The sequence below is a fragment of the Vibrio sp. T3Y01 genome (genome assembly GCF_013114525.1).
GTDB lineage: Bacteria > Pseudomonadota > Gammaproteobacteria > Enterobacterales > Vibrionaceae > Vibrio > Vibrio chagasii_B.
On record NZ_VTXJ01000007.1, the window covers coordinates 26,533 to 52,466 of the forward strand.

The 25,934-nt window shown below is 44.7% G+C and carries 19 protein-coding genes; 18 read left to right on the forward strand and 1 reads right to left on the reverse strand.

The annotated features are described in order from the left end of the window. The first annotated feature begins 8 nt into the window (after nt 1-8). From F0232_RS09260 to tldD, 17 genes are all read left to right on the forward strand, one after another. Entirely contained in the window at nt 9-1,232 is a 1,224-nt protein-coding gene (locus F0232_RS09260) for a type II secretion system F family protein (protein WP_061033517.1), read from the forward strand. 3 nt (nt 1,233-1,235) lie between these two features. Next, the gene (locus F0232_RS09265) at nt 1,236-1,691 is read left to right on the forward strand and encodes a hypothetical protein (protein WP_061033518.1); all 456 of its coding nucleotides are present in this window, start codon (nt 1,236-1,238) and stop codon (nt 1,689-1,691) included. 79 nt (nt 1,692-1,770) lie between these two features. Then, nucleotides 1,771-2,346: a prepilin-type N-terminal cleavage/methylation domain-containing protein gene (locus F0232_RS09270; protein ID WP_019826964.1), complete on the forward strand. Its 576-nt coding sequence runs from the start codon at nt 1,771-1,773 to the stop codon at nt 2,344-2,346. A 35-nt stretch (nt 2,347-2,381) separates the two neighbouring features. Further along, complete coding sequence (locus tag F0232_RS25180) at nt 2,382-2,834, forward strand: type II secretion system protein (RefSeq protein ID WP_105059037.1); 453 nt, start codon at nt 2,382-2,384, stop codon at nt 2,832-2,834. 142 nt (nt 2,835-2,976) lie between these two features. Beyond that, the gene (locus F0232_RS09280; RefSeq protein ID WP_105059036.1) at nt 2,977-3,468 is read left to right on the forward strand and encodes a prepilin-type N-terminal cleavage/methylation domain-containing protein; all 492 of its coding nucleotides are present in this window, start codon (nt 2,977-2,979) and stop codon (nt 3,466-3,468) included. Continuing rightward, complete coding sequence (locus F0232_RS09285; RefSeq protein WP_061033521.1) at nt 3,465-4,034, forward strand: prepilin-type N-terminal cleavage/methylation domain-containing protein; 570 nt, start codon at nt 3,465-3,467, stop codon at nt 4,032-4,034. Before F0232_RS09280 ends, F0232_RS09285 begins: the two co-directional genes overlap by 4 nt. Next, on the forward strand, nt 4,034-4,774 hold the full coding sequence (locus F0232_RS09290; RefSeq protein WP_061033522.1) for a prepilin-type N-terminal cleavage/methylation domain-containing protein: 741 nt from the start codon (nt 4,034-4,036) through the stop codon (nt 4,772-4,774). The genes F0232_RS09285 and F0232_RS09290 overlap by 1 nt, the downstream gene beginning before the upstream one ends. Then, nucleotides 4,764-5,192 carry an MSHA biogenesis protein MshP gene (locus F0232_RS09295; protein WP_105059035.1) on the forward strand — a complete coding sequence of 143 codons (429 nt, stop codon included), beginning with the start codon at nt 4,764-4,766 and terminating at the stop codon, nt 5,190-5,192. The genes F0232_RS09290 and F0232_RS09295 overlap by 11 nt, the downstream gene beginning before the upstream one ends. A 211-nt stretch (nt 5,193-5,403) precedes the next feature. Next, nucleotides 5,404-10,059, forward strand: coding sequence for a DUF6701 domain-containing protein (locus F0232_RS09300; RefSeq protein ID WP_105059034.1), 4,656 nt, complete (start codon nt 5,404-5,406; stop codon nt 10,057-10,059). Between the two features lie 150 nt (nt 10,060-10,209). Continuing rightward, nucleotides 10,210-11,253, forward strand: coding sequence for a rod shape-determining protein (locus F0232_RS09305; RefSeq protein WP_004740843.1), 1,044 nt, complete (start codon nt 10,210-10,212; stop codon nt 11,251-11,253). 94 nt (nt 11,254-11,347) lie between these two features. Then, nucleotides 11,348-12,235, forward strand: coding sequence for a rod shape-determining protein MreC (mreC, locus tag F0232_RS09310; RefSeq protein WP_008220573.1), 888 nt, complete (start codon nt 11,348-11,350; stop codon nt 12,233-12,235). Further along, on the forward strand, nt 12,225-12,713 hold the full coding sequence (gene mreD, locus F0232_RS09315) for a rod shape-determining protein MreD (protein ID WP_019826951.1): 489 nt from the start codon (nt 12,225-12,227) through the stop codon (nt 12,711-12,713). The genes mreC and mreD overlap by 11 nt, the downstream gene beginning before the upstream one ends. A 7-nt stretch (nt 12,714-12,720) precedes the next feature. Then, a complete protein-coding gene (locus tag F0232_RS09320) occupies nt 12,721-13,323 on the forward strand; it encodes a nucleoside triphosphate pyrophosphatase (RefSeq protein WP_061033575.1) in 603 nt (200 codons plus the stop codon). A 20-nt stretch (nt 13,324-13,343) separates the two neighbouring features. After that, nucleotides 13,344-14,813: a ribonuclease G gene (gene rng, locus F0232_RS09325; protein ID WP_004740839.1), complete on the forward strand. Its 1,470-nt coding sequence runs from the start codon at nt 13,344-13,346 to the stop codon at nt 14,811-14,813. Between the two features lie 10 nt (nt 14,814-14,823). Further along, nucleotides 14,824-18,696: a YhdP family protein gene (locus tag F0232_RS09330; protein WP_105059033.1), complete on the forward strand. Its 3,873-nt coding sequence runs from the start codon at nt 14,824-14,826 to the stop codon at nt 18,694-18,696. A gap of 65 nt (nt 18,697-18,761) precedes the next feature. Then, the gene (locus F0232_RS09335; protein ID WP_019826945.1) at nt 18,762-19,574 is read left to right on the forward strand and encodes a carbon-nitrogen hydrolase family protein; all 813 of its coding nucleotides are present in this window, start codon (nt 18,762-18,764) and stop codon (nt 19,572-19,574) included. Between the two features lie 19 nt (nt 19,575-19,593). Further along, the gene (tldD, locus tag F0232_RS09340; RefSeq protein ID WP_052880149.1) at nt 19,594-21,039 is read left to right on the forward strand and encodes a metalloprotease TldD; all 1,446 of its coding nucleotides are present in this window, start codon (nt 19,594-19,596) and stop codon (nt 21,037-21,039) included. A gap of 101 nt (nt 21,040-21,140) precedes the next feature. Here tldD and F0232_RS09345 read toward each other — a convergent pair whose 3' ends face one another. Next, nucleotides 21,141-22,520 (reverse strand): PhoH family protein, encoded by a 1,380-nt coding sequence (locus F0232_RS09345; RefSeq protein WP_019826941.1) that lies wholly within the window; start codon nt 22,518-22,520, stop codon nt 21,141-21,143. Between the two features lie 464 nt (nt 22,521-22,984). On the opposite strand from F0232_RS09345, the gene rapA reads away from it, so the two are divergent. Then, nucleotides 22,985-25,894, forward strand: coding sequence for an RNA polymerase-associated protein RapA (gene rapA, locus F0232_RS09350; protein WP_171750745.1), 2,910 nt, complete (start codon nt 22,985-22,987; stop codon nt 25,892-25,894). Nucleotides 25,895-25,934: the final 40 nt, after the last annotated feature.

Genomic DNA, 25,934 nt, shown 5'->3' on the forward strand with positions numbered 1-25,934 from the left:
AGAGTGATATGCCAACGTATCGTTATGTAGGTCGCAGCTCTGATGGCAGCCAAGTCAGTGGCCAATTAGACGCGAATAACGAAGATCTTGCCGCTGAAAGCTTGATGAGTAAGGGTATTATCCCAACCTCGATTAAGCTCGGGAAAAGTGGTGGTTCCGTATTAGATATGGACGTCTCTGCTCTATTCTCACCGAGTGTGCCACTTGAAGTCCTGGTGTTGTTCTGCCGCCAGTTATACAGCTTAACTAAAGCGGGGGTTCCGCTATTAAGGTCGATGAAAGGCCTGACCCAAAACTGCGAAAATAAGCAGTTGAAGGCTGCTCTTGAAGAGGTGGTCGCAGAGTTAACCAATGGTCGTGGACTGGCGGCTTCGATGCAGATGCACCCTAAAGTATTTAGCCCACTGTTTGTTTCTATGATCGGTGTTGGTGAAAATACAGGTCGTCTTGATCAGGCTTTGTTGCAATTAGCGGGTTACTACGAACAAGAAGTCGAGACTCGAAAGCGAATCAAGACCGCGATGCGCTATCCAACCTTCGTGATCAGCTTTATTTTGATCGCGATGTTCATACTTAACATCAAGGTTATTCCACAGTTCTCCAGCATGTTCGCTCGGTTTGGCGTCGATTTGCCACTGCCGACCCGTATCTTAATAGGCATGTCTGAGTTCTTTGTTAATTACTGGGGAATTATGCTCGGCGTGATTTTTGGTCTTATCTTTGCTTTTAAAGCCTGGGTTAAGACGGACAAAGGCCTAGAGAAGTGGGACAGGATTCGCTTAAAGATACCTGTCATCGGTGGGGTCGTGAACCGAGCATTACTGTCACGTTTTTCGCGTACCTTTGCTTTGATGCTGAAAGCGGGTGTGCCGCTGAACCAATCGTTAGCACTATCTGCTGAAGCCTTGGATAACCGCTTTTTAGAGCTGCGGGTACAAGCCATGAAGTCGGCTATCGAAGCGGGCAGTACGGTTTCTTCGACGGCGATTAACAGCGAAATTTTCACACCGCTGGTGATACAAATGATCTCGGTAGGTGAAGAGACGGGTCGTATCGATGAGCTATTACTCGAAGTGGCTGACTATTATGATCGAGAAGTCGATTATGATCTTAAAACCTTGACCGCAAGAATAGAACCGATCTTGTTGACCATAGTAGCAGGCATGGTGTTGATTCTTGCTCTCGGTATTTTCTTACCTATGTGGGGAATGCTGGATGCAATCAAAGGTTAAGGAATGCTAAATAACCTACAACGCTCACGTTTTGTGATTTGGACTGTGGTTATTCTTTTTCTAACTATAGGGCTACTTTCTGCATGGGAGTCAGTAGAAGAAGATGCGACCAATACGGCATTAATCGTGGCAAGTAAGCGTATCCTTGAACAAGCAAACCTGTTCAAACAGCAATATTTGCTTAAAGGTGCAGAACAAAAAAGCAACTCTGAATACCCAAAAAGCTACAGCAGAACTGGGTGGATAATGCCCATTCAAGACTCGGAGGTTGACTGTAATTATTGGCTGGATGAATTGTATCCACCGAAGAGCATTCTAGGGCTAAACTCTCCAAGAGTTGAAGACCAAAGTGATAACAAACAGTTTTATTGTAGTTATCATTATGGTGATAAATATCAGATAGATATATTACTCAAGAGCGAAAGGTTTAGCGTGAAAGCCAATATTTTGGCTTTGTGAAAATATTGACAGTTTTAGTATGGTTTTATACGAGCGCGAATGTATAATGCGCGTTAATAATTAGATGAGTAGGTAGAAAATGCTTAAGAATCAAAAGGGTTTCTCCCTTGTCGAATTAGTGATAGTGATCGTAGTCGTTGGTTTATTGGCGGTCGCTGCGTTACCTCGTTTTCTCGACGTGACGGATGAAGCCAAGAAATCAAGCATTGAAGGTGTCGCTGGTGGCTTTGCAACGGCAGTTCTGTCAGCAAGAGCACAATGGGAAGCAGAAGCAAGGCCGTCAGAGAAGATAGGTGTTGAAACATACAATACTGTAAATTATGATGGTGTTGATTTTTGGTTAACAAGATCAAAGAACAGTAGCAATGTGGATACTGATTTTCGAGATGGTTATCCATGGACCCTGAACAACAATTCTGGCACTGCGCCACAAGATATTTCAGACCAAACATGTTCTGAGTTGATGGAAAACTTGCTGCAAAACCCACCGAAAGTGGGCCCTGTTGCAGATGTAGCGAACAACTCAAACTACAAGTATTCAGCGCAAGCAAATTCTGGTGATGCAACCTGTACCTACGTTCAATTAGAGGGTAGTACCGAGCATGAATTTGTTTACGAAATTAAAACTGGTCGTGTGACCGTAACTTTGCAGTAAGTCTGCGTAAAATGAAACATAGAGAGAGCTTAACTATGAAAAGACAAGGCGGTTTCACCCTAATCGAACTAGTGGTTGTAATTGTTATTCTAGGTATTCTTGCTGTAACTGCGGCACCACGTTTCCTTAACCTGCAAGATGATGCTCGTGCATCCGCAGTACAGGGACTAAAAGGTGCTATTAATGGTGCGGCTGGTATTGTTTATGGCAAAGCGGCTATTGCAGGCGTGGAGACTGCTGCATCTTCATCTCTTGATGTAGGTACAGGCACTGATATTACAGTTGTTTTTGGTTACCCTGAAGCGACCTCTGCCGCTCTGACTCAAGTTGTATCTGGTTTAACTGCAGATTGGACTCTAGTTAGTGGTGCAACTGCAGGTGTTGGCTATGGATTTACCAATAGCAACACAGATTGTCACCTTACTTATGAGGCTGCAGCAAGCAGCTCTGCTGAGCCTGTTATTACTATTCGTAACTGTAATGACTAGTTAGTTCTAGCTATTGAAGGCCAGCACCTGCTGGCCTTTTTTCTATCTATAGCACATAAATATTAAAACTATTCATATACATAAGATCGTAAACTTCGTTATCTTATATAATTGGTATTCGCTAGGCAGTTAGAGGCTAATAATGGATAGCAGCTCCATATCTAAAGGCTTTACTCTGGTAGAGCTGATCATCGTTATTATTATTCTCGGTATTGTTTCCACTTTTGCCGCGAGCCGCTTCGTTGGTACTTCTAGCTTCTCTATTTTTTCTGCGCAAGAGCAAGCCATCTCCGTCATTCGTCAAATCCAAGTTAATCGAATGCAATCAAACGTTTCTTCTGCTAATGATAGTTTCCGTCTTGCGATCAATAGTGACTGCTTAGGTTCGGTTTCGGCATGTAGTTTAAATTTATCGAATAGTGCTCAAAAATCACAAGCCGATGCTCGTAGTGATTATGTGCGTGAGTCAGATATAACATTTTCTCCTGACAATACGATTATCGATTTTGATCTATTAGGGAACCCTTCAGTAAGCGCTGGCGTTAATATTACGATTAACTCAACCACTTCGAGCAATAGCGCCCAAGTCTGTATTAATTCTCAGGGCTATGTACGAGAGGGAACTTGCTTATGATTCGCTCACGTGGATTTACTCTGATTGAAAGTATTGTTGTGATTATCGTCCTAGGCATTGCGATGGTCACAATTACCAGCTTTTTAACACCACAAGTGGCAAGTTCAGCTGATCCACAGTATCAAAACCGCTCAGTCGCGTTAGGGCAAAGTTTGATGAACCAAATATTGGCACGTGGTTTTGATGAACATAGTGATTTTGATGGTGGTCTGGTGCGTTGCGGGGATGCGGGTGCGACTGCTTGTTCTGCCTCTAATGAACTTGGCGTTGATGGCTCAGAGGCAACGCCCGCAGCTTTTAACGATGTCGATGACTATATCGGTTGTTGGTACACAGATACCACGGAATCAGCTTGTGTCTCATCAATTAAGTATCCGCTAGCTAATATCCTAGATGAAAATATTGAAGGCAGTTATGCTAATTTCAGAGTCGAAGTATCGGTGTTTTATGATCAAAACATGGACGGAATTAATGATAATTCGATTGGCACGATGAAGCGTATTGAGATACAGATCTTTGGTGGTAACAATCGCTACAGCGTTATCGCTTACAAGGGGAACTACTAATGAAGCAACGTGGTTTCACCTTAATTGAGATGATTGTAACGATTGTCGTTGTTGGTGTGATTGGTTTAGCGATCGCAGGTTTTGTTGAGTACGGCATGAAAGGTTACGTCGACACAATTGATAGACAAAAGGTGCAAGTAAAAGGGCAGTTTGTTGTAGAGAAAATGTCGCGCGAGATAAGCCACGCAGTTCCTAACAGTTTTGATTCGAGCATTATGCCTGCTTCGGCTTTTGCTCAGAAATGTCTTACCTTTTACGCTATTAAATATTCTGGTTTCTACCACCTTGATGAAGCGACAGATAACTTGAACTTTATTATCGGGCAAAACTCTCCAATACTCGACGCTGACGATTTTTTAATTATTAACCCAACCAATTACTCGGAGCTAGGGGCTGGTTCGACTAAGCGGATTTCGGTCTCAGGGTTAGTTTCCACGGATAATGTCTTCACAGCTCCATCGGTTAGTCTTAGCAGCCAGTCTATTGCTCAGCGCCATTATATTTATGATGGGAGCGCCTCGGTGAGTTACTGCTTAGTGAGCGATACTATTCAGAACCAAGGGTTAATTCAACGTAACGGAATCACTGTGGCGGATAGCATAAATTATGCTGAAAGTAATTTTCGTTACGAAGAGCCAAGCTTGCAAAGAGGCGGTGTGATTCATATTGACCTTGTGCTTGAGCAAAATAGTGAAGTGAGCGTTTACCAACAAGATGTGCAGGTACTCAATGCGCCATAGAAAATCATCCCAACAAGGTAGTGTTTTGGTCGTCGCAGTATTTGTTATTGTGGTGATGGGCTTTCTTGCGACTTCTTTAGTGCAAGTACAATGGTCAAACCACGATACATTGACTCGCAAACAGCTTGGAACACAGGCTTGGTTATTAGCACATTCCGCTAATGAGTGGGCACTCACTCAAGTTTATCCATTAGCCGTTTCGCCTGCGGTCTCAACCAGTGTGAGCACTGTGTGTAGCAACTTAAACTCAAACCAAGTGAGTGGTGGGATGTCGACTATCTGTACCGTAGAGCAATTAACTTGTCGACAAATCGGTGTGCTAGATGGTGTTGGCTTTTTCAAAATTGAATCAACAGCAATCTGTGGTTCGGGTATAAACCAAGTACAGCGTATTCAAGAAGTTTGGGTGAGGGAATAGTGACATGAATAGTATAAATTTTCTAAGAACCCTTCCCCTACTTTTTTTATTTTCGTGCTGGTCTTTTGATTCTTATGCACAGACTAATTACAACTTAAATAACTGGAGGCACTTCGACTCCCTATGTTCTGGTAGTACAAGTGTTAGTGGTGGTAATTCCAAAACTTATTCCTGTAACGGAGTATTTGACGCGGATAACGCATATATAAAAATGAACAGTGGTTCAACATTGTGGGCTAGTGGTGGATTTAAACTGATTAACAGTGATTTCACACACAATAACAATAAAGTTTTCTTAGAAGGCGGCTCTAGCGGTGATAGTTATTTTGAAAACTCAGACTTACGTGCTGATATAGCTGTAAACAACAAGGTAACAACGAAAAACTCGATCATTAGAGGTTCAGTATCTAACGTTAGTAGCCACGAGATCGTTTTAGAGTCTGACTCATGGGTCTCTGGAAACGTTGATGGCGGTACTAAAATTACTATCTCTGATTCTCAAGTTAATGGCAGGGTTACTAATAGAACGAATAATGAGATAGAAATAAAGGATGAATCTGTTGTTTGGGGGAATGTCAATGCTGGATCCAAAATTACTGTTGATGATTCAACTATTAGTGGTGGTATATCGAATCGCACTTTAAATGAAATAGAAATAAAAAATGGTTCTATAGTGCAGGGAGATGTCGACGGAGGGACCAAAATTACCATTAATGATTCTGAAGTCGTAGGAGATGTATCTAATCGGAATAATAACGAGATAATAATTAGTGATGACTCTCGTATCAGTGGTAGTGTTGTTGCTGTTGGGCAGTTAAGTGTTTCGGATTCAGAGGTTTCGGGGAATATTGATAGTACTAATCATAATATTAACTTAGATGATGATGCTATTATTCTCGGAGATGCTACGGCTGCTAATAATAATTGGGCAACGATATACTTTAAAGATGATGATAGTGTGGTTCATGGAACTTGTTTATATAGAACAGATCCAGTAGACGCATGCTCTGGAATTCCCCCTATTAATCAAAACCCCCAATTCGAGTTTGGGACGTTAACTGATTCTGAATGTACAACAGCACAGAATGGTAAACGTACCTGTACGATTACTTTTGATAATACTTACGACTCGGCAAAACCCAAGCCATTGGTTTTCGTGATGCCTACAATCGATGCAAATTTGTCGAAGTTATCTCTTAACCAAACCGAATTACCTTCAACAGCCTCCGTTACGGATACAACAAGATTAACCGCAACCATTGTCCAAGAGGTTGCTCCTCATCGAAATGCTGCTAATAACGTTAATTTTGTGCGTAATGCTCAAATGCACAATATCGATTATTTCGTTATTGAGCCTGGTGTTATTACCTTGGGCAGCAAAGCTAAGATTGTGGCGGGAACAATTGAAACCAAGGTGGCAGCCTCACATATTCAAAGTGAACGAAATAACAAAGTTACAATTAACTACCAGGATTATGGCTTACCTTCTAACTTCTCTAATACCCCTGGTGTCCTTGTCCAACCTCAAACTAAAAGAAACAGTTCTAAATGGTTTACGGGTATGGCGCGAGAAGTCCGAAAAGACAAGTTCTTTCTATCATTAGAAAAGTCTGAGGTGACGAGTAACAATTACCTGTCCCAGAGAGAGACTGTGGGTTTCGTAGCAGGTGAAGGCAACGGCTTTATTCAAGGTGCACGCTTTTGGCTTGGTGATGGGCAAACCTTAAAAACAACTGAATTAAACGAGAAAGTTATCTCTCCGATAGAGCAAGGGTGCTTGGAGTCAACGGATATTTCGTTTGCAGGGTTTGATGCTCCTCCTATTTTAGTTGCCAATAAAAATTCTCGCGACGGAAGCAATGGTGGTTGGCTGCGTCGCTGTGATGTGACTAAGAATAAAGTTTATTTTGTCGTTGAAGAAGACATGGATAAAGATAAAGAGCGTGGTCACGTTAAAGAGGATGTGGGCTTCTTTATGTTTGATAGACCTAATGATATAGGCATTTGTGAAGGCTTTAATAATAAAAGTCCAGTACAAACCTGGAAAGGTTCAAATGGTAGTTTGGAAATTAATGGATCTCCTAAAATTGTCGGTGCATTGAGGGATGGTGGAAATCGTTATGTCGGCTTTTTAGACTCAAAAACGAATGATAGAACACTTGCTGCTTGTGAAGGCCAGCAATGTTTTGGCTTAGATGATTTACTTATTGATAAAGAAGCATTAGAAGATGTACCAGATAATTTAGGCAATTCGTTAGATATCCCTTATACCCACAATGTCACTTCCTTACCTATCACTGTTGGTGGTGTGAAGATCTACGAATATGACAGTATCTCAATTGGTACTGGTGCTGTGGTCGAAATAGAGTCTGGTAAGTATAAGATTGGCTCGCTCAATATCAATGGCACGGGGGAATTACGCGTCAAGAGTGGCGATACGGTGACCGTTTTCACTAAAAACTTATCAGTAAATAATGATGGTTATGTGGGAGTCCCAATCATTCGTTGGAATGGTGATAAGCCAGTTCTTGTGGGAGACACTCATTTTAGGGTGAACGTATTAACAAGTGGCAGTCCATTTGTAAGCCTAAATGGAAATGGAACCTTTGTAGGTTTACTTTACAGTGAACAAAACGTGGATATGAGTGGAAATGCTAGGGTGTATGGTGCAGTCTCTGCCAAATCTGTGAATATGTCATCAAACGCTTTAATTCATGCTGAGACCAGTTGTATCGTACCAGTTGATGACTATGAAATAGATATTTCTCCTGCTACCGATTTAGCTTTGATGTGTGGTGATGACTCTCCTCAATTTACCATTAATACCTCTAATAACGGTGTGGCGGAAAGTCTAGGCGTTACTGTAGGTATTACGCCAAACGCTAATGAATTCGACGTTTCGGTGCTAAAAGGTTCTGGCACTTATCCTAATTATGTTTCAAATGACGATGGCCAATTAACCTTAAAAGTTGTCGCTAACAATACTGCTAATATTGATTTTGATACCGGATATAAGTTAACGGCGATATTGGTCGACGATTCAGGAAAAGAAGTTGAAAGCCAATTCAAATTCGTGCCGTTTAAGTTCTCTTTAATGGATGGAGATAATCCGACAAATCGTTTGGATGTTATTGCAGGACAGGCTACGCCAACAGTAACTAAAGTTCTAGCATGTGATTCTGGCGACTCAATTGTTGTTGCTGAAAACTATACCGGCGAAGCTGGGGATGAAGTTACCATTGCTCACGAACTTGATAGTTCTTGGAGTGGCTCTGATGGCTCGCTGACTTACTTACCTGAGTTCAAAGAAGGCAGCGCAACTACTGATTTAACGATCTCTGAATCAGGGCTCTTCAACGTAACTTTAAAAGACAGTAGCTTTGATTGTACAGGCTTCGCTGGTTGCCCTGAAGATGGGAGCTACGATGTGGAGGGGAGCTTTGCTATCTATTCTCGCCCGTGGAAATTTGCGATTTGCACGAATAAGGGATCGGATGGAAACAGCAAAGATAAAGACTCAGACAGTTTCACTGGCGCTAGAGAGGCATTCGATGTTTATGCTCGTCCGATAAAGTATACCGATTCATCTGATGTTTGTTCTGATGATGGATTGTTGACGAATAATTACTTTGAATCGACGGCAAGCGTGAAAGTTACAACAACTCTAGATACCCCTTCAGCTACGGATTATCCTGATGCAGAACTGGGTGAGCTAACCCCTGAAGCGCGATTAACTAAACAGATTTCACCGAATGACCGCAGCAACAAAGGCTATAAATTTGATGGTCTGAGATATTCAGAAGTAGGTAGTTTTAACTTTATTGCAACTGAAACCGGGAGCTTTTACAGCTCCATTTTAGGTGGCTTTAAGGGAAGTAAATCCATTGGCCGCTTCTATCCTAAATACTTCCTGCAAGAGAACCCTGAATGGAATGTCGCGAATCAAAACGATATTGCTTATTTGAGTCAGTCTTATGACTCAAGCGTTCATCAAGTGTATCCAATGGCATCAGGTGAAAGCGGTGTCGGCAACGCGCTTAACAATTATCGTTTCTTCCATTCAGACTTACAGGCGAAATTTGGTGTTCTAGATGACACTGCTATCGATAATGAGTTCTTACTGGATACAGGGGCAGGCACTTGGTCTACTGATCGCAAGCATTGGTTGTTGAACGATGGTGCAGCTGTTCTTAAGCGAGTCACCGATTCTGATGGGGTTAGCCGCAAGGATAATCCTTTTAATACATCGGATGCTAATTCTACAGTTACCCATTTCGGCTTAACGATAGACGGCGTTGATCCTGTGTCATTTACTGATTCTGATACTTTGACAGACTCTGCAGAGTTTCTGGTTCAACCTCCTGCTCGATATGGTCGAATGGCACTGGATGATATTGGTGGTAATTCCGGTACTACTCTAACTATTCCATTGCGAGCTGAGTTCTGGGATGGCAGCGAATTTGTCGTCAACGATGATGATAGTCGCAGCGCCTTTGATGGTTCAAAAGCTTGTAAACAAGTGATTTGGCACAGTGACGGGGCGATAACCACGTTAGCTTCGCTTAACGGCAGTGGCAGCGTAGATGATGGTGAGGAAGAGGTCACCGCGAATCAAAATACGCCTGCAGGTACAGATACGCCGCGTGAGCAAGTCCGTCTATGGTTAAGAATGGGTGATTCGAAACCAAGCAAGAAGACGGGCGAAAATGACATATCATGTTCGACAGATTACGAAGATCAACCTTGGTTGCAATACAATTGGCGCCAACTAGGCGATGAAGATCCCTCCACCGTCGTCACATTTGGCATCTACCGTGGTAACGATCGCGTTATTTACCGAGGTGAAAGCGGCTTAACAGGTCAGTAATAATATAATTTTTGATGGTTAAGTTAGGAATCTGTAAGAAATTGCGGATTTCAGTCCATGTTTATACTTCAATGCCTTGCCGTGACAGCAAGGCATTGGTACATTTAGTGCAATTTTTGTCTTCTAATTCTTGCAGGATGAGCGAAGAATATGTTTAAAAAACTTCGTGGCATGTTTTCAAACGACCTATCGATTGACTTAGGTACTGCCAATACCCTTATATATGTAAAAGGCCAAGGCATTGTTCTTGATGAGCCTTCAGTTGTAGCTATTCGCCAAGATCGTGTGGGTTCTGCAAAAAGTGTCGCTGCTGTGGGCCACGCTGCTAAGCAAATGCTTGGTCGTACGCCTGGTAACATTTCAGCGATCCGTCCAATGAAAGATGGCGTAATTGCTGATTTCTACGTAACGGAAAAAATGCTTCAGCACTTCATTAAACAAGTGCATGACAACAGTGTGCTTAAACCAAGCCCTCGCGTTTTGGTTTGTGTACCTTGTGGTTCAACGCAAGTTGAGCGTCGTGCTATCCGTGAATCTGCGCTAGGTGCTGGTGCTCGTGAAGTTTACTTAATCGATGAGCCAATGGCTGCAGCGATTGGTGCTGGCCTACGCGTATCAGAACCAACGGGTTCTATGGTTGTTGATATCGGTGGTGGTACTACTGAAGTTGCGGTTATCTCTCTAAACGGTGTGGTTTACTCATCTTCTGTTCGTATCGGTGGTGACCGTTTTGATGAAGCTATCATCAACTACGTTCGTCGTAACTACGGCAGCTTGATCGGTGAAGCGACGGCAGAGAAGATTAAACACGAAATCGGTTCAGCTTACCCTGGTGATGAAGTAGAAGAGATCGAAGTACGTGGCCGTAACCTTGCTGAAGGTGTGCCTCGTAGCTTTAGCCTAAATTCAAATGAGATCCTTGAAGCACTTCAAGAACCTCTATCTGGAATCGTATCGGCAGTGATGGTTGCACTTGAACAGTGTCCACCAGAGCTTGCTTCTGACATCTCAGAAAACGGTATGGTACTAACAGGTGGTGGTGCACTGCTTAAAGACCTTGATCGTCTGCTAACAGAAGAGACAGGTATCCCTGTTGTTGTTGCAGAAGAGCCACTAACGTGTGTTGCTCTAGGTGGCGGTAAAGCCCTAGAGATGATCGACATGCACGGCGGCGATCTGTTCAGCGAAGAATAATATCTAGTGTTAGGCTCTTTTATTATCTAGTTTTATGTAAAGAGCCTAGGACCTTGTCTATAGGATCAAATGTAGCTCTAGGATCAAATATAGAATGAAGCCAATTTTTGGTAGAGGTCCCTCTCTACAATTGCGCCTGTTTTTTGCTGTAATTTTATCAGCCAGCCTTATGCTGGCTGATAGTCGTTTAGATGCTTTCTCAAATGTCCGCTATCTATTGAACAGCATGGTTGCCCCAATTCAATATGCAGCTAACCTACCTCGCACGATGTTTGACGGTGTATACGACCGTTTTAGCACTCGTAAAGGACTGATCGAATCAAACCATAATATGAAGCGAGAAGTCTTGCGACTGAAGAGTGAACTAATTCTGCTTGAGCAATATCAAGAAGAAAATAAGCGCCTTCGTAAGCTATTAGGCTCTCCGTTTATCCGTGATGAAAAGAAAGTCGTTACTGAAGTTATGGCCGTTGATACCTCTCCATACCGTCATCAAGTCGTGATCGATAAAGGTCAGATTGATGGGGTGTATGAAGGTCAGCCGGTGATCAACGAGAAAGGTATTGTTGGTCAAGTGACCTTTGTTGCGGCTCACAATAGTCGAGTCTTGCTACTGACGGATGCAAACAATGCGATTCCCGTCCAGGTTATCCGTAACGATATCCGTGTGATTGCTTCTGGCAATGGCATGATTGATGAAATCCAGCTAGAGCACATTCCAACCAGTACTGACATTCAGGAAGAAGACCTCTTGGTAACGTCAGGGCTTGGTGGTGTTTATCCAGAAGGTTACCCAGTCGCTTATGTCTCTAAGGTTGATTACGATCCGAAACGTGAGTTTGCGGTAATCAAAGCGGAACCTGTGGTTGAGTTTGATAAGCTTAGATATCTGCTGCTTGTGTGGCCTGACGAAAACAAACAGAAACAAACCGATCAATCCAACATAGAGCAAGCAATGTTAGAGGATGAAAATGGCCAATAGCGTTTTAAGAAGCAAGATAGTAATTGGCTGTTCATTATTGATCGCCCTTATTCTGCAAACCATTCCATGGCCAGGCAGTTTAGACTTGTTCAGACCGTCTTGGTTATTGCTGGTTACTTGTTACTGGGTTCTGGCTTTGCCGCATCGTGTTAACGTGGGCAGCGCTTTGATTCTTGGCCTATTGTGGGACCTTTTGATTGGTTCTACATTAGGTATTCGAGGCATGATGATGGCAATCGTGATGTACATTGTTGCGTTAAACTTCCTCGTAATTCGTAATATGGCGCTGTGGCAACAAGCCATGATCATTGCGGCGTTAACGGTATTGTTTGAGGTGCTGATATTCTTCGGTGAATATTTGATCCAAGATGTCGTTTTCAATCCATTATCGTTATGGAGTGCATTGATAAACTGTATACTTTGGCCTTGGATGTTCTTGTTAATGAGACGTGTGCGTCGCCATTGGCATGTGAGGTAACATGACAATGCAAAAGAAACATTTAGTTTTGGCATCCGGTTCGCCGCGCCGCAAAGAATTATTATCTCAACTCGGCTATGAGTTTTCTGTCTTAGTCACCGATGTTGAAGAGTGTAAACACACTCAAGAAACCGCCGAAGAGTACGTTAAGCGACTATCTTTAGATAAAGCCTTAGCCGCGTTGTCTTTATTGGCTGCGAAACCTTCTGAAGAGCAGCAGGGCGCTTCTGGTTCTGATACTGTAGTGCTTGGTTCTGATACGGTTGTCGTTAGCCAAGGGCAAGTGCTCGAGAAACCCGCGGATTTTTCTGACTCTAAGCGTATGCTGCTTCAGTTAGCTAATGGACGTCACCAAGTGATGACGGCTGTGTCAGTGGTTTCACAAGAAAAACAAAAAACAGAAATCGTTATTACCGACGTATGGTTTAAACCCCTCAGTGAAAAAGAAATAGAACAATACTGGCAAACAGGGGAGCCATGCGATAAAGCCGGTAGCTATGGGATCCAAGGTTTGGGGGGGCGCTTTGTCACCCGAATCGAAGGTAGTTATTACGCCGTTGTCGGCTTACCTTTATTTGAAACGGACCAGCTACTGCAAGAATTCTTATAATTACTAATCTGAGGTGCACCATGAGTGCTGAATTGTTGCTGAACGTGACCCCGAGTGAAACTCGCGTGGCCATGATTGAAGGGGGAACTCTTCAAGAGATCCATATCGAACGAGACGCTCGACGCGGAATCGTAGGAAATATCTATAAAGGTCGCGTTAGTCGTGTTCTTCCGGGAATGCAGGCTGCGTTTGTGGATATCGGTCTTGAGAAAGCAGCTTTTCTACACGCCTCTGATATTGTCCCACACACTGAATGTGTCGCTGAAAATGAAAAGAAGCAATTTCAGGTTCGCGATATTTCAGAGCTTGTTCGTCAAGGGCAAGACATTGTGGTTCAAGTCGTAAAAGACCCGCTTGGTACCAAGGGTGCCCGCCTAACCACTGATATCACTCTGCCATCTCGTTACCTCGTGTTTATGCCAGGGGCGAGTCACGTTGGTGTTTCTCAACGTATCGATAGCGAATCAGAGCGTAATCGTCTTAAGAAGGTCGTCTCTCATTACTGTGATGAGCATGGTGGCTTTATTATCCGTACTGCTGCAGAAGGCGCTGATTCAAACGAACTTGCACAAGACGCGGCATTCTTGAAGCGTCTATGGCTCAAAGTATTGGAACGCCGTGGCAAGCATAAAGCGCGCACTCGTTTGTACGGTGAGTTGTGTTTAAGTCAGCGTATCTTACGTGATTTCGTGGGAACGGAACTGAGCAAGATTCAGGTCGATTCTCGCCTTGAGTATGAAAACCTTAAAGAGTTTACTTCTGAATACGTGCCAGAGCTGACTGATAAGCTTGAGCTGTATGAAGGTGATAAGCCTATCTTTGATATGTACGATACTGAGAATGAAATTCAGCGCTCTCTAGATCGTAAAGTCGAGCTCAAGTCTGGTGGTTATCTGATCATCGACCAAACGGAAGCAATGACTACGGTTGATATCAACACCGGCGCGTTTGTTGGTCGTCGTAACCTAGAAGAGACGATTTTCAACACCAATGTAGAGGCGACACAAGCGATTGCTCGTCAACTGCGTTTACGTAACTTAGGTGGCATCATCATAATCGACTTTATCGATATGCTGTCTGAAGACCATCGTAAGCGAGTACTAACTTCCCTAGAAAGTGCGCTAGACAAAGATCGTGTAAAGACCAACATTAATGGCTTCACACAGCTTGGTTTAGTAGAGATGACGCGTAAGCGCACTCGTGAAAGTATTGAGCATATTCTGTGTTCGAGTTGTCCTGCTTGTGAAGGTCGTGGCAGCGTGAAGACAGTTGAAACCGTCTGTTATGAGATACTTCGAGAGATCACTCGTGTCAACCGTGCCTACGACGCTGACAAGTTTGTGGTTTATGCTGCAGCTGCGGTTGCTGAAGCGTTAGAGGGCGATGAGTCTCATGCGCTTGCTGAGCTTGAAGTGTTTATTGGTAAACAAGTTAAAATCCAGGCTGAGCCTCTGTACATACAAGAGCAGTTTGATGTTGTTATGATGTAATGGAAATTTTGTGAGCTCAAGCGTTACTCTGATTCTACGTGCATGCTTATGGTTAGTGGTTACTCTCTTAGTAACGCTAGCCATTGCTGTTACTACACTGCGTGTAGCCTTACCCAATTTAAATAAGTATCAATCTGAAATTGAGCTTTGGGTAAATCAACATTCTGGTTTTGAGTTTTCTATTCAAGACGTGGGTGGTTTTTGGCGTAACACTCACCCCTCCATCGCGCTGCAAGGTGTAAAAGCTAGCCTTCCTAATGCAGAAGATGTGACTTTCTCTGTTGAGCGTGTCGAAGTCGAGTTTGACTTGATTCAATCGCTCGTTCAAATGCGTCCGGTTGTAGCTGATCTGGTTATGAACCAGATGTATCTTGATATCCGATCTATTGACCTATTTGCTGGGCAAAACGAGACAGATAAACCCAAAGATTCTGGCTCTTCTAAGCGAGTGATGAATGAGCTCGATAACCTGCTGCTGAAAACATTGGTCGACGTCACCGCGAAAGATTCCACCATTTTGTATCGTGCTGTCTCTGATGAAGAGCGTCAGCTTGATATCGAAACCTTAAAGTGGCAGAACTCTGGTAAACACCACCTCGCAGAAGGTGTGGTGAGCATCAAAGACGCCAACCTCAACTCTTTGTCAGTAAGCGCTAACTTTATTGATGGTGGCTCACTTACAGATGTGACTGGCGAGTTTTATGTCAGTGCAGATAACATCTCGATTAAACCTTGGTTAACCCGTTACATGCAGGCGGAGTCCGGTATTGAAACGGGGACTGTGAGCCTAAATAGCTGGCTCACGCTACGTAATAGCAAGCCAGTAAGTGCCTACGTCGAAGTGCTGCCTTCAGAATTGACCTGGAACGAAGATGGCAAGCATGACTTGATGCTTGAATCAGGCGTGTTTAAGTTGTCTCCAATCGATGATGGCTGGCAAGTGAATGGTCACTCACTTAACTTGAGAACCGATGACACGCCGTGGCCTGAACTCGATGTCGCATTTAAATGGCAACAAGGCCCTTGGCAGCTTAACGTATCTGAGCTCGATATTTCGACCATCACACCACTTATTAAGTTGCTGCCAGACTCAGAAGAGTCAACCAAGATGATAAATGTGCTGTCTCCGGGCGGTATGGTCTCTGATATTCGTCTATCGATGGAATCTGGTATCGAGAGTTTACGTTACTCAGCGAGCTTTTCTGATCTTGCGATTGAGCAGTGGGATTTAGTGCCGGGCTTTAGCCAAGTTTCTGGTAGCGTGTTCGGCTCTATGACAGAAGCAAAAGCCAGCCTACATGTTATTGACGATGTATTCCCGTATGGCGACGTTTTCCAAGCGCCTTTAAACATCAAGCAAGGTCAGGTTGATATTGTATGGCAGCAAGATGAGAACGGTTGGAAGCTTTGGTCAGATAAAGTCACGGCAGCCACACCAGATTTACAGGTGCTCGGTGCATTTCGCTTAGATTTCCCTAAAGATGCGAGTCCTTACTTATCATTTTATGGTGAAGCAGACGCTTACAATGTCGGCGAAACATGGCGTTACCTGCCGACCTTAGCACTTGGGCAGGACCTGACCGATTACCTGTCCACAGCGATTCAAGCGGGTAAGGCTGATACTGTAAAACTGTTGTGGCATGGCGAGTTGGCTAAATACCCATACGCGAATCACGATGGTATTTTCCAAATTTGGGTTGGATTAGAAGATGCTAAGTTTAGTTTTGATACTGCGTGGCCGCTGATTACAGACCTGCAACTTGATCTACTGTTTGAGAATGATGCGATGCATCTCGACTCTCGCTCTGCACAATTAATGGATGTGACTGCCGATCGAATCACAGGCCGTATTCCTTACTTAGGTGAAGGCGGTCATATCGAGATAGAAGCTAAGGCTACCGCATCAGGTAATGCGGTACGTGATTACATGACGGCTTCGCCACTGGTTGACTCCGTGGGTGCTGCGTTAACCGCACTGCAAGTTAGCGGTGATGTCTCTTCCGAATTCCAGCTTAATATCCCATTCGACTCTGATAAAGAAGCCAGAGCGTGGGGTTACGCTGACCTAAGCGGCAACCATGTTGAAATTGAAGCGCCACCAATGGTGTTAGAAAACACCACGGGTCGTATCGAGTTTGATAATGATGTTGTGACAGCGAATGGTTTAGCGGCAGACTTGCTTAAACAAGGCATCTCTATTGATTTTAAAGGGCAGAATGATGGCCCTGGCTATGCAGTTGATATTGACGTTCTGGGCGATTGGGATGTGAAACCTTTAGAGCCTTATATTGGTGAGCAATGGTTGAGTCGTCTATCTGGTCATGCACAATGGCAAAGTCAGATTGATATTCAACTCAATGATATCGGTTTTACTTACCAATTAGATTTACAGTCTGACCTAAAATATCTCGCGAGCGATTACCCATACCCACTGGCGAAAAAGTCATTAGAGAGTGGTTCAGCAAGGCTACAAGCATCGGGTAACCAAGAAGCGATTACTGCGCGTTTGCAGTTGCCGAATACCAAGTACCAAGCTGAAATTGATATCACGGGTGATGTGCCTGAGTTAACCGCGACCAACCTAGTATTAGGTCGAGGTGGCTACAAGATTAGCCCGGTAGTTGGTCACCATGCGTTGATTCGCACGGATAAGTTTAATGCTGATGATTGGCTTTCGGTGATCATGGAGCCGGTACAGCCATCAACGGCTGTTCTAAGCCAAATGAACACACCAACGATTCCAGCGCCAAGTCGTGTGACTTTTGAAAGTAAAGAGCTGATTCTTGGTGGTATTGCTTGGAATGATGTTGATTTCAGTGCACGCAAGAATAAACAAGCTTGGCAAATGGAAGTATCGAGCCAAGAGCTAGAAGGGGATATTAATTATCTGCCTCCTTATGATTTAACCGTGTCGTTGGATCGCTTGCATCTGTTTGTTCCTGAATGGAGCGACAAATCAAACCAGGAACCATTGCTGCAACGCAAAGAGCAAGAAGCACCGTTGATCTCTGAGTTGGATAGAAAGATCCATGATGTGATGCCGAATCTCAAGTTAACCCTGAACGACTTCTGGCTACAAGGCTATAAGGTTGGCAAGGTAGATGTTGAACTGGCTAGAGAAGACAATCGCATTGCGTGGAAGAAAATTCAGGTACGCAGCGGCGGCAACAAAGCGGATGTTAGTGGCTGGTGGGAATTGAATGGTGACCAGAGTCATTCATCGCTGAAAGTTGACGTTGAAGGTGAAAACAACAGTGAGTTGATGGAGCGCTTTGGTATCACCTCGGGGATTCAAAAAGCACCGTTTGAGCTAGAAGCTCAACTTGACTGGGACGGTTCACCTTGGGGTATCAAGATGGATACTTTAGATGGCGACGTAAAAACCAAGTTCGGTAAAGGTATTATCTCAGATGTGAGCGGGGCAGCTCGCTTGCTTGGTTTGTTCAGTTTAGATTCGATCATTCGTAAGATGCAGCTCGATTTCTCTGATGTGTTTGATAAAGGCATGGCATTTAACAGCATTACAGGCACGGGCAAGATGCAAAATGGTATCTTCCTGACCAACGATCTGAACATGGATGCCGTGGCGGGTGAGATGAAGATCAAAGGCATCGCTAACCTAAATACTCGTCAGGTAGATGCAGAAGTAAACTTTACGCCAGATATCACATCGGGTATTCCAGTGCTAACAGCGTTTGCGGTAACGCCTCAAACTGCGTTGTATGTATTGGCGGTAACCACGGTGATTTCACCGGTTGTTGAGGTCTTTACTCAGGTTAATTACTCGGTGAAAGGCCCTCTGGATTCACCAACGGTAAGTGAGCTTTCTCGTAGCTCTGGTGAGTTCCAACTTCCAGAAAATCTAAGAAAGTTGGCTGAGTAAAAGTAAGCCCTAATATACAGATAAATAGTGATTTCTGAATCATAATGAATGGAGAAGCAGTACACATGGATTGTGTTGGTTTGATTCAAATGACTTCGGGCCCTGACCCTGACAGTAACCTTGATTATCTCGCCAAAGAGGTAGCCAAGTGTAAGGCGTTAGGGGCTAAATGGGTCGTTTGCCCAGAGAATGCATTGGTATTCGGTAGCAAAGCGGATTATCACCAGTATGCCGAGCCATTGAATGGTGGTCCACTACAGAAAAAACTGGCTGAGTTAGCTAGGCTTCATCGTATTTGGATCATTGTGGGCAGTATGCCGATAAGTACAGCGAAGGGTGTCACTACAACGACTCTGGTGATTGATGACTTTGGCAGCTTAGTGGCTCACTATGACAAGCTACATATGTTCGATGTGGATGTCGCCGATGCCCACAAGTGCTATCGAGAGTCCGATATTTTCACACCGGGTGACCGAGTTGTGACAACGGAAACGCCTTTTGGTCACTTAGGGTTAAGTATTTGCTATGATGTGCGCTTTCCTCACTTGTATTCAGAGTTACGCCAGCAAGGCGCGCAGATCATCGTGGTACCAGCTGCGTTTACTGCGGTAACCGGTCAGGCGCACTGGGAAGCACTGTTAAGATGCCGGGCAATCGAAACACAGTCGTGGATTGTTGCGGTAGGGCAAGGTGGTAAGCACCCTTGCCAAAGAGAAACATGGGGACACTCTATGGTGGTTGATCCCTGGGGGAGAGTGGTCGCACAGTTAGACCAAGACCCTAAAAGTATGGTGGTCGAGATAGACACATCCAGTTGTGAATCCATTAGGCAAAATATGCCCATCACACAACACACTCGATTTACCAATCAATTTTAATTACAAACAAGAGCCATCTATGAGCATTAATCAAATTGAAGAAGCGCTACTGAACCCGACAGGGCTTACGGAGCAAAATATCGCAGATACATTGGCGAGCATTGCTACCCGCCAAATTGATTATGCTGATATCTACTTTCAGTCAAGCTGGCACGAATCTTTAGTGCTAGAAGACAGCATTATTAAAGACGGCTCTTTCAATATCGATTGCGGTGTGGGCGTTCGTGCAGTATCTGGTGAAAAGACCGGTTTTGCTTACTCTGACCAAATCCAACTGGATGGTCTTAAGCAGAGCGCAATTGCAGCTCGTGGTATTGCGAAGCAAGGTCAAAACGGCAAGGTACAAGCCTTCAAGCGCAACGCTAACCAAACGTATTATGATGCAGTCAACCCGTTAGCAAGCTGGGAAAAGCAGCAAAAAACAGAACTTCTTAAGTCATTGGACGCTTACATTCGTACTAAAGAGCCAATGGTGACGGAAGTATCGGTAAGCCTAAGCGGTGTGCATGAGCAGATGCTGGTTGCCGCGACTGATGGTACGTACGCTGGCGATATTCGTCCGCTGGTTCGTTTATCTATTAGTGTTCTTGCTCAGAAAGGCGATCGCCGTGAGCGTGGTAGTGCTGGTGGTGGTGGCCGTTTTGGTTACGACTTCTTCCTAAGCGATGATAAAGGCACTCAAGTAGCTTATCAGTTTGCTGATGAAGCGATTCGCCAAGCGCTTGTTAACCTTGAAGCAGTTGCTGCGCCTGCTGGGGCAATGCCTGTCGTTCTCGGCTCTGGTTGGCCGGGCGTTCTGCTGCACGAAGCCGTAGGTCACGGTTTAGAGGGCGACTTCAACCGTAAAGAGTCTTCAGTATTCTCTGGAAAAGTTGGCGAACAAGTTACTTCAAGCCTATGTACGATTGTCGATGACGGTACATTGACTGACCTTCGTGGTTCACTGAACGTGGATGATGAAGGTGTTAACGGTCAGTACAACACGTTGATCGAAAACGGTATCTTAAAAGGTTACATGCAAGACAAGCTTAATGCTCGTCTAATGGGTGTAGCACCAACCGGTAACGGTCGTCGTGAGTCTTACGCGCATCTTCCAATGCCGCGTATGACGAACACCTACATGCTACCGGGTGAGCACACACCAGAAGAGATTATTGCGACAGTCGATAAAGGTATCTACGCACCAAACTTCGGCGGCGGTCAGGTTGATATTACGTCTGGTAAGTTTGTGTTCTCGGCTTCTGAAGCCTACATGATTGAGAACGGTAAGATCACTCACCCAGTGAAGGGCGCAACACTGATCGGCTCTGGTATCGAAGCGATGCAGCAGGTGTCTATGGTGGGTAACGATCTAAGTATCGACCGTGGTGTTGGTGTTTGTGGTAAGGCTGGCCAAAGCGTGCCGGTGGGTGTTGGTCAGCCAACATTGAAACTAGACTCTCTGACCGTTGGTGGTACTGAGTAAATCAGTCTAGTCTCAGCAAAATGACTGCAAAGTTAAAGTGAAAAGCGCCTCCATCGTGAGGCGCTTTTTGTCTTTGAGGAAGGGTTAGTAGTAGAAAGCGATTACATGTTCTCTTCGGCAAACTCTGCCAGTCGGCTACGTACCACGCCATTGAGGTGGATATTGGCACTGCCTTCGAAGTTTTTAAAACGCTCAACCATGTAGGTTAAACCTGAAGTAACAGGGGTTAAGTAAGAAGAATCTATCTGCGCTAGGTTACCTGAGCAGACAATCTTGGTCCCTTCACCACAGCGGGTGATGATGGTTTTGATTTGCGATGCAGTGAGGTTCTGACACTCATCGAGAAGCACAAACGCATTTTGGATGGAACGGCCACGCATAAAGTTGATCGACTTGAACTGGATATTGGCTTTGTCACAGATGTATTTCATTGACCCTTCGGTACAGTGGTCGTTTTTGTGCAGCGCTTCCAGTGTATCAGTCACAGCAGCCAACCAAGGCAGCATCTTCTCTTCTTCGGAACCAGGAAGGAAACCTATCGACTCTCCAATATCGGGCGTGTTTCGGGTTACGATGATCTTATCGAACTGTTTGCGCTCTATGGTTTGTTCAAGTGCAGCAGCCATGGCGAGCAGCGTTTTACCACTACCTGCCGCACCAGTTAGGATCACCAGGTCAATATCTGGGTCGAGTAGCGCATCAATCGCCATTCCCTGATAAATGTTTTTTGGCGTGATATCCCAAGCTCTTCGGTTCATTAAGCGTTCACGGCTTAAGTCCCTGAGTGTGATGGTTTCAGTATCAATCTCTTCAACTCTTGCTGCAAAGTCGCTCTCTTCATCAATCACATATTGGTTGAGGAAGGTCGGCTCGAAAGGCTCTCTTGCTAACGTGTGTAAGGTTTTTCCGCCGAGGTTTTTGCTTTCGACGTTGTCGATACCGTCCCAAAATGCGCCCTCAAGTTGTTGGAAACCTTTAGTGAGGTATTGGATATCATCGATGAGTTGGTCGGTTTGATAATCTTCAACGAAACGTACGCCCGCGCCTTTTGCGCGTAAGCGCATGTTGATGTCTTTGGTGATGAGAACCACTTCGCGTGGCGCGCGTTTGTTTTGAAGGTAGAGTACAGCGTTGAGGATTCGGTTATCGCCTGCCTTATCGTCGGCAAAGGCTTTGATGCTTTCTTGAAGTTCGTAATCGGCGAGTATTGAAATACTGCCTGAGGCTTTAATGTCTTTGGTGAAAGGGATACCTTCCGATATTTGGTCTGGTGTAGCTTCCCTGAATAGATCTTCGAGAGTTCGTATCGCAATTCTCGCATCTCGGGCAACGTCTCTCTTACTGTCTTTGATTCTGTCTAGTTCTTCTAGCACTGTCATGGGGATAACGACATCGTGCTCTTGGAAAGAAAATATAGCGAAGGGTTCGTGAAGTAGGATATTGGTGTCTAAAACAAATAGCTTCCGGTTGGTCTCGCCCATAGCATCTCCTTGCCGCGTACGGCTTGCCTTGCATTCATTGAACGTAGATAAAGCTCACTTAAAGATTAGTATCTCATTCTGGTGATAGTCAACTACTCACCTAAACTTCATCGAGAGGAATATCGTCATATTGTGATGAGTGAATATGGCGCATTCATTAACAGCAGCAATCTGCTACCAATAGATTAGCCATGACTTTTTGACAGTTTGATTGCATTGGCGAAAACAGAAAAAAAGCATGAAATCATCTCCTTTAGACGTGACCTAAATCACAGCATCGAGTAAGATTAGCGACCTTTTTCTGCACCATTTTCTCGAGATATTTATTATTTAGAGCGCACTTAAAAAGTGGCTGCAAACTAGGCAGTTTTGGCTATATTTTTAGTTCAAGAGCAGGAATGTTCTTGTTTGAAATATCAGCTAAAAAGACCAAATTCCAACTATAAGATTGAGGTAGTCGATTCATGACATTTGCTTTGGGGCAACGCTGGATAAGCGATACGGAGAGCGATTTAGGTTTAGGTACCGTTGTAGCAATGGATGCTCGCACAGTGACACTAATGTTTGCAGCATCAGAAGAAAACCGTGTGTATGCACGTACGGATGCTCCCGTAACCCGAGTAACGTTTAATGTAGGCGATGTCATCGAATGCCAAGAAGGCTGGTCTCTATCTGTTGAAGAAGTTATCGAAGATAAAGGGCTACTAACCTATCTAGGTACACGCGAAGATACCCAAGAATCAGAAGTGGCTCTGCGTGAAATCTTCTTAAGCAATCAGATCCGATTTAACAAGCCACAAGACAAACTGTACGCAGGTCAAATCGATCGTATGGATAACTTTGTGCTGCGTTACCGCGCGCTAAGTAACCAATATCAACAACACAAGAGCCCAATGCGTGGTTTGTGTGGTATGCGTGCTGGCCTAATTCCTCACCAGTTATACATCGCTCATGAAGTGGGTCGCCGTCATGCGCCACGTGTTTTACTCGCTGATGAAGTTGGCCTAGGTAAAACCATCGAAGCGGGTATGATCATCCACCAACAAGTGTTGTCTGGTCGTGCGGAGCGTATCCTGATTGTGGTTCCTGAAACTCTACAACACCAATGGTTAGTAGAGATGATGCGCCGTTTCAATCTTCATTTTTCTATCTTTGATGAAGAGCGTTGTATTGAAGCCTTTGCAGAGTCAGACAACCCATTTGATACGCAGCAATACGTTCTTTGTTCGTTAGATTTCCTACGTAAGAGCCGCAAGCGCTACGAGCAAGCACTTGAAGGCGAGTGGGATCTTTTGGTTGTCGATGAAGCGCACCACCTTGAGTGGAGCCAAGACAAGCCAAGCCGTGAATACCAAGTGGTAGAAGGCTTAGCTGAAAATACTCCTGGTGTACTTTTGCTGACAGCGACTCCAGAGCAACTGGGTCGTGAGAGCCACTTTGCACGTCTACGCCTATTGGACCCTGACCGCTTCTACGATTACGAAGCCTTCGTTGAAGAAGAAGACCAATACGCGCCGGTTGCTGATGCTGTCACCGCACTATTCTCAGGCGTGAAGCTTGAAGACAGCGCTAAGAATCAGATTACTGAGCTGCTTTCTGAGCAAGATGTTGAGCCTCTATTCCGCGTTATCGAAGGCGATAGCAGCGAAGAGGAGCAAGCATTAGCTCGCCAAGAACTGATTGACAACCTTATGGATCGCCATGGTACAGGTCGTGTTTTATTCAGAAACACACGTGCCGCTATCAAAGGCTTCCCTAAGCGTAACGTAAACCTACTGCCGATGGACATTCCAACGCAGTACACCACGTCGATGCGTGTATCAGGCATGATCGGTGGCAAGATGGCACCAGAAGCTCGTGCGATGAAGATGCTTTATCCAGAAGAGATCTTCCAAGAGTTTGAAGGTGAAGACTCAAGCTGGTGGCAGTTCGACTCGCGTGTTAACTGGCTGATTGAAAAGATCCAAGACAAGCGTAGCGAAAAGATCCTGGTGATCGCATCGCGTGCAAGTACGGCTCTGCAACTAGAGCAGGCACTGCGCGAGCGTGAAGGTGTACGTGCAACTGTATTCCACGAAGGCATGTCGATTCTAGAGCGTGACAAAGCGGCGGCTTATTTTGCTCAAGAAGAGGGCGGTGCTCAGGTGCTTATCTGTAGTGAAATCGGCTCTGAAGGCCGTAACTTCCAGTTTGCTAACCAACTAGTGATGTTTGACCTTCCATTCAACCCTGACTTGCTCGAGCAGCGTATCGGTCGTCTGGATCGTATCGGTCAACAGCGTGATGTCGATATTCATGTTCCTTATCTGAAAGGCACATCACAGGCGATCCTAGCGCGTTGGTTTGATGAAGGTCTGAATGCATTTGCGGAAACTTGCCCTACTGGTCGCACGGTTTACGACAAGTACTCAGATGTACTTATCGAAATGCTGGCTTCTGGCAACACAGAACAGCTTGATGAAGTGATCGAAGAGTCAGCTAAGCTAAACCAAAGCCTAAAAGCGGATCTAGAAAAAGGTCGCGATCGCCTACTAGAGATGCACTCAAACGGCGGCGACAAAGCACATGAAATAGCAGAGAAGATCGCATCGACCGATGGTGACACTAACCTAGTTACTTTTGCGTTGAGCTTGTTCGACACCATTGGTTTGAACCAAGACGACAAAGGTGAAAATGCGCTAGTCGTTACGCCATCTGAGCACATGATGGTACCAAGCTACCCAGGCCTACCTTATGAAGGTGCAACTATCACATTTGACCGTGATACCGCACTTTCTCGTGAAGACATGAACTTCATTAGCTGGGAACACCCAATGATTCAGGGTGGTATTGATTTACTACTTAGCGAAGGGGTGGGTACTTCTGCTGTATCACTACTTAAGAACAAAGCGCTACCGGTAGGCACTATCCTGCTTGAATTGGTTTACCTGGTGGATGCACAAGCTCCAAAACGCAGTGGTATCAGCCAGTTCTTACCTAAGACTCCGATTCGCTTGATGATGGATGGCCGTGGTAACGACCTATCTTCTCAGGTTGAATTTGATAGCTTTAACCGCCAGTTGAGTCCGGTGAACCGTCATCTAGCAAGTAAGTTAGTTAACTCGGTACAAGGTGAGATTCATAAGCTAATCGAAGCGGGTGAGACGCACGTACTTCCTAAAGTGGAAGAAGTGCGTCAACAAGCTCAACGAGACATGCAGACTAACCTAAACGGTGAATTAGAGCGTCTACAAGCACTTAAAGCGGTGAACCCAAACATTCGTGATGAAGAGTTAGAGGTAATCGAAGCTCAGATTAACGAACTGACCGGCTATATCAGCAAAGCTCAGGTTCAACTAGACTCGCTGCGCCTGATTGTGGTTTCTCACAATTAATATTAGCTAGCCAGTGAACAATAAATAGGGCCTTCATCAT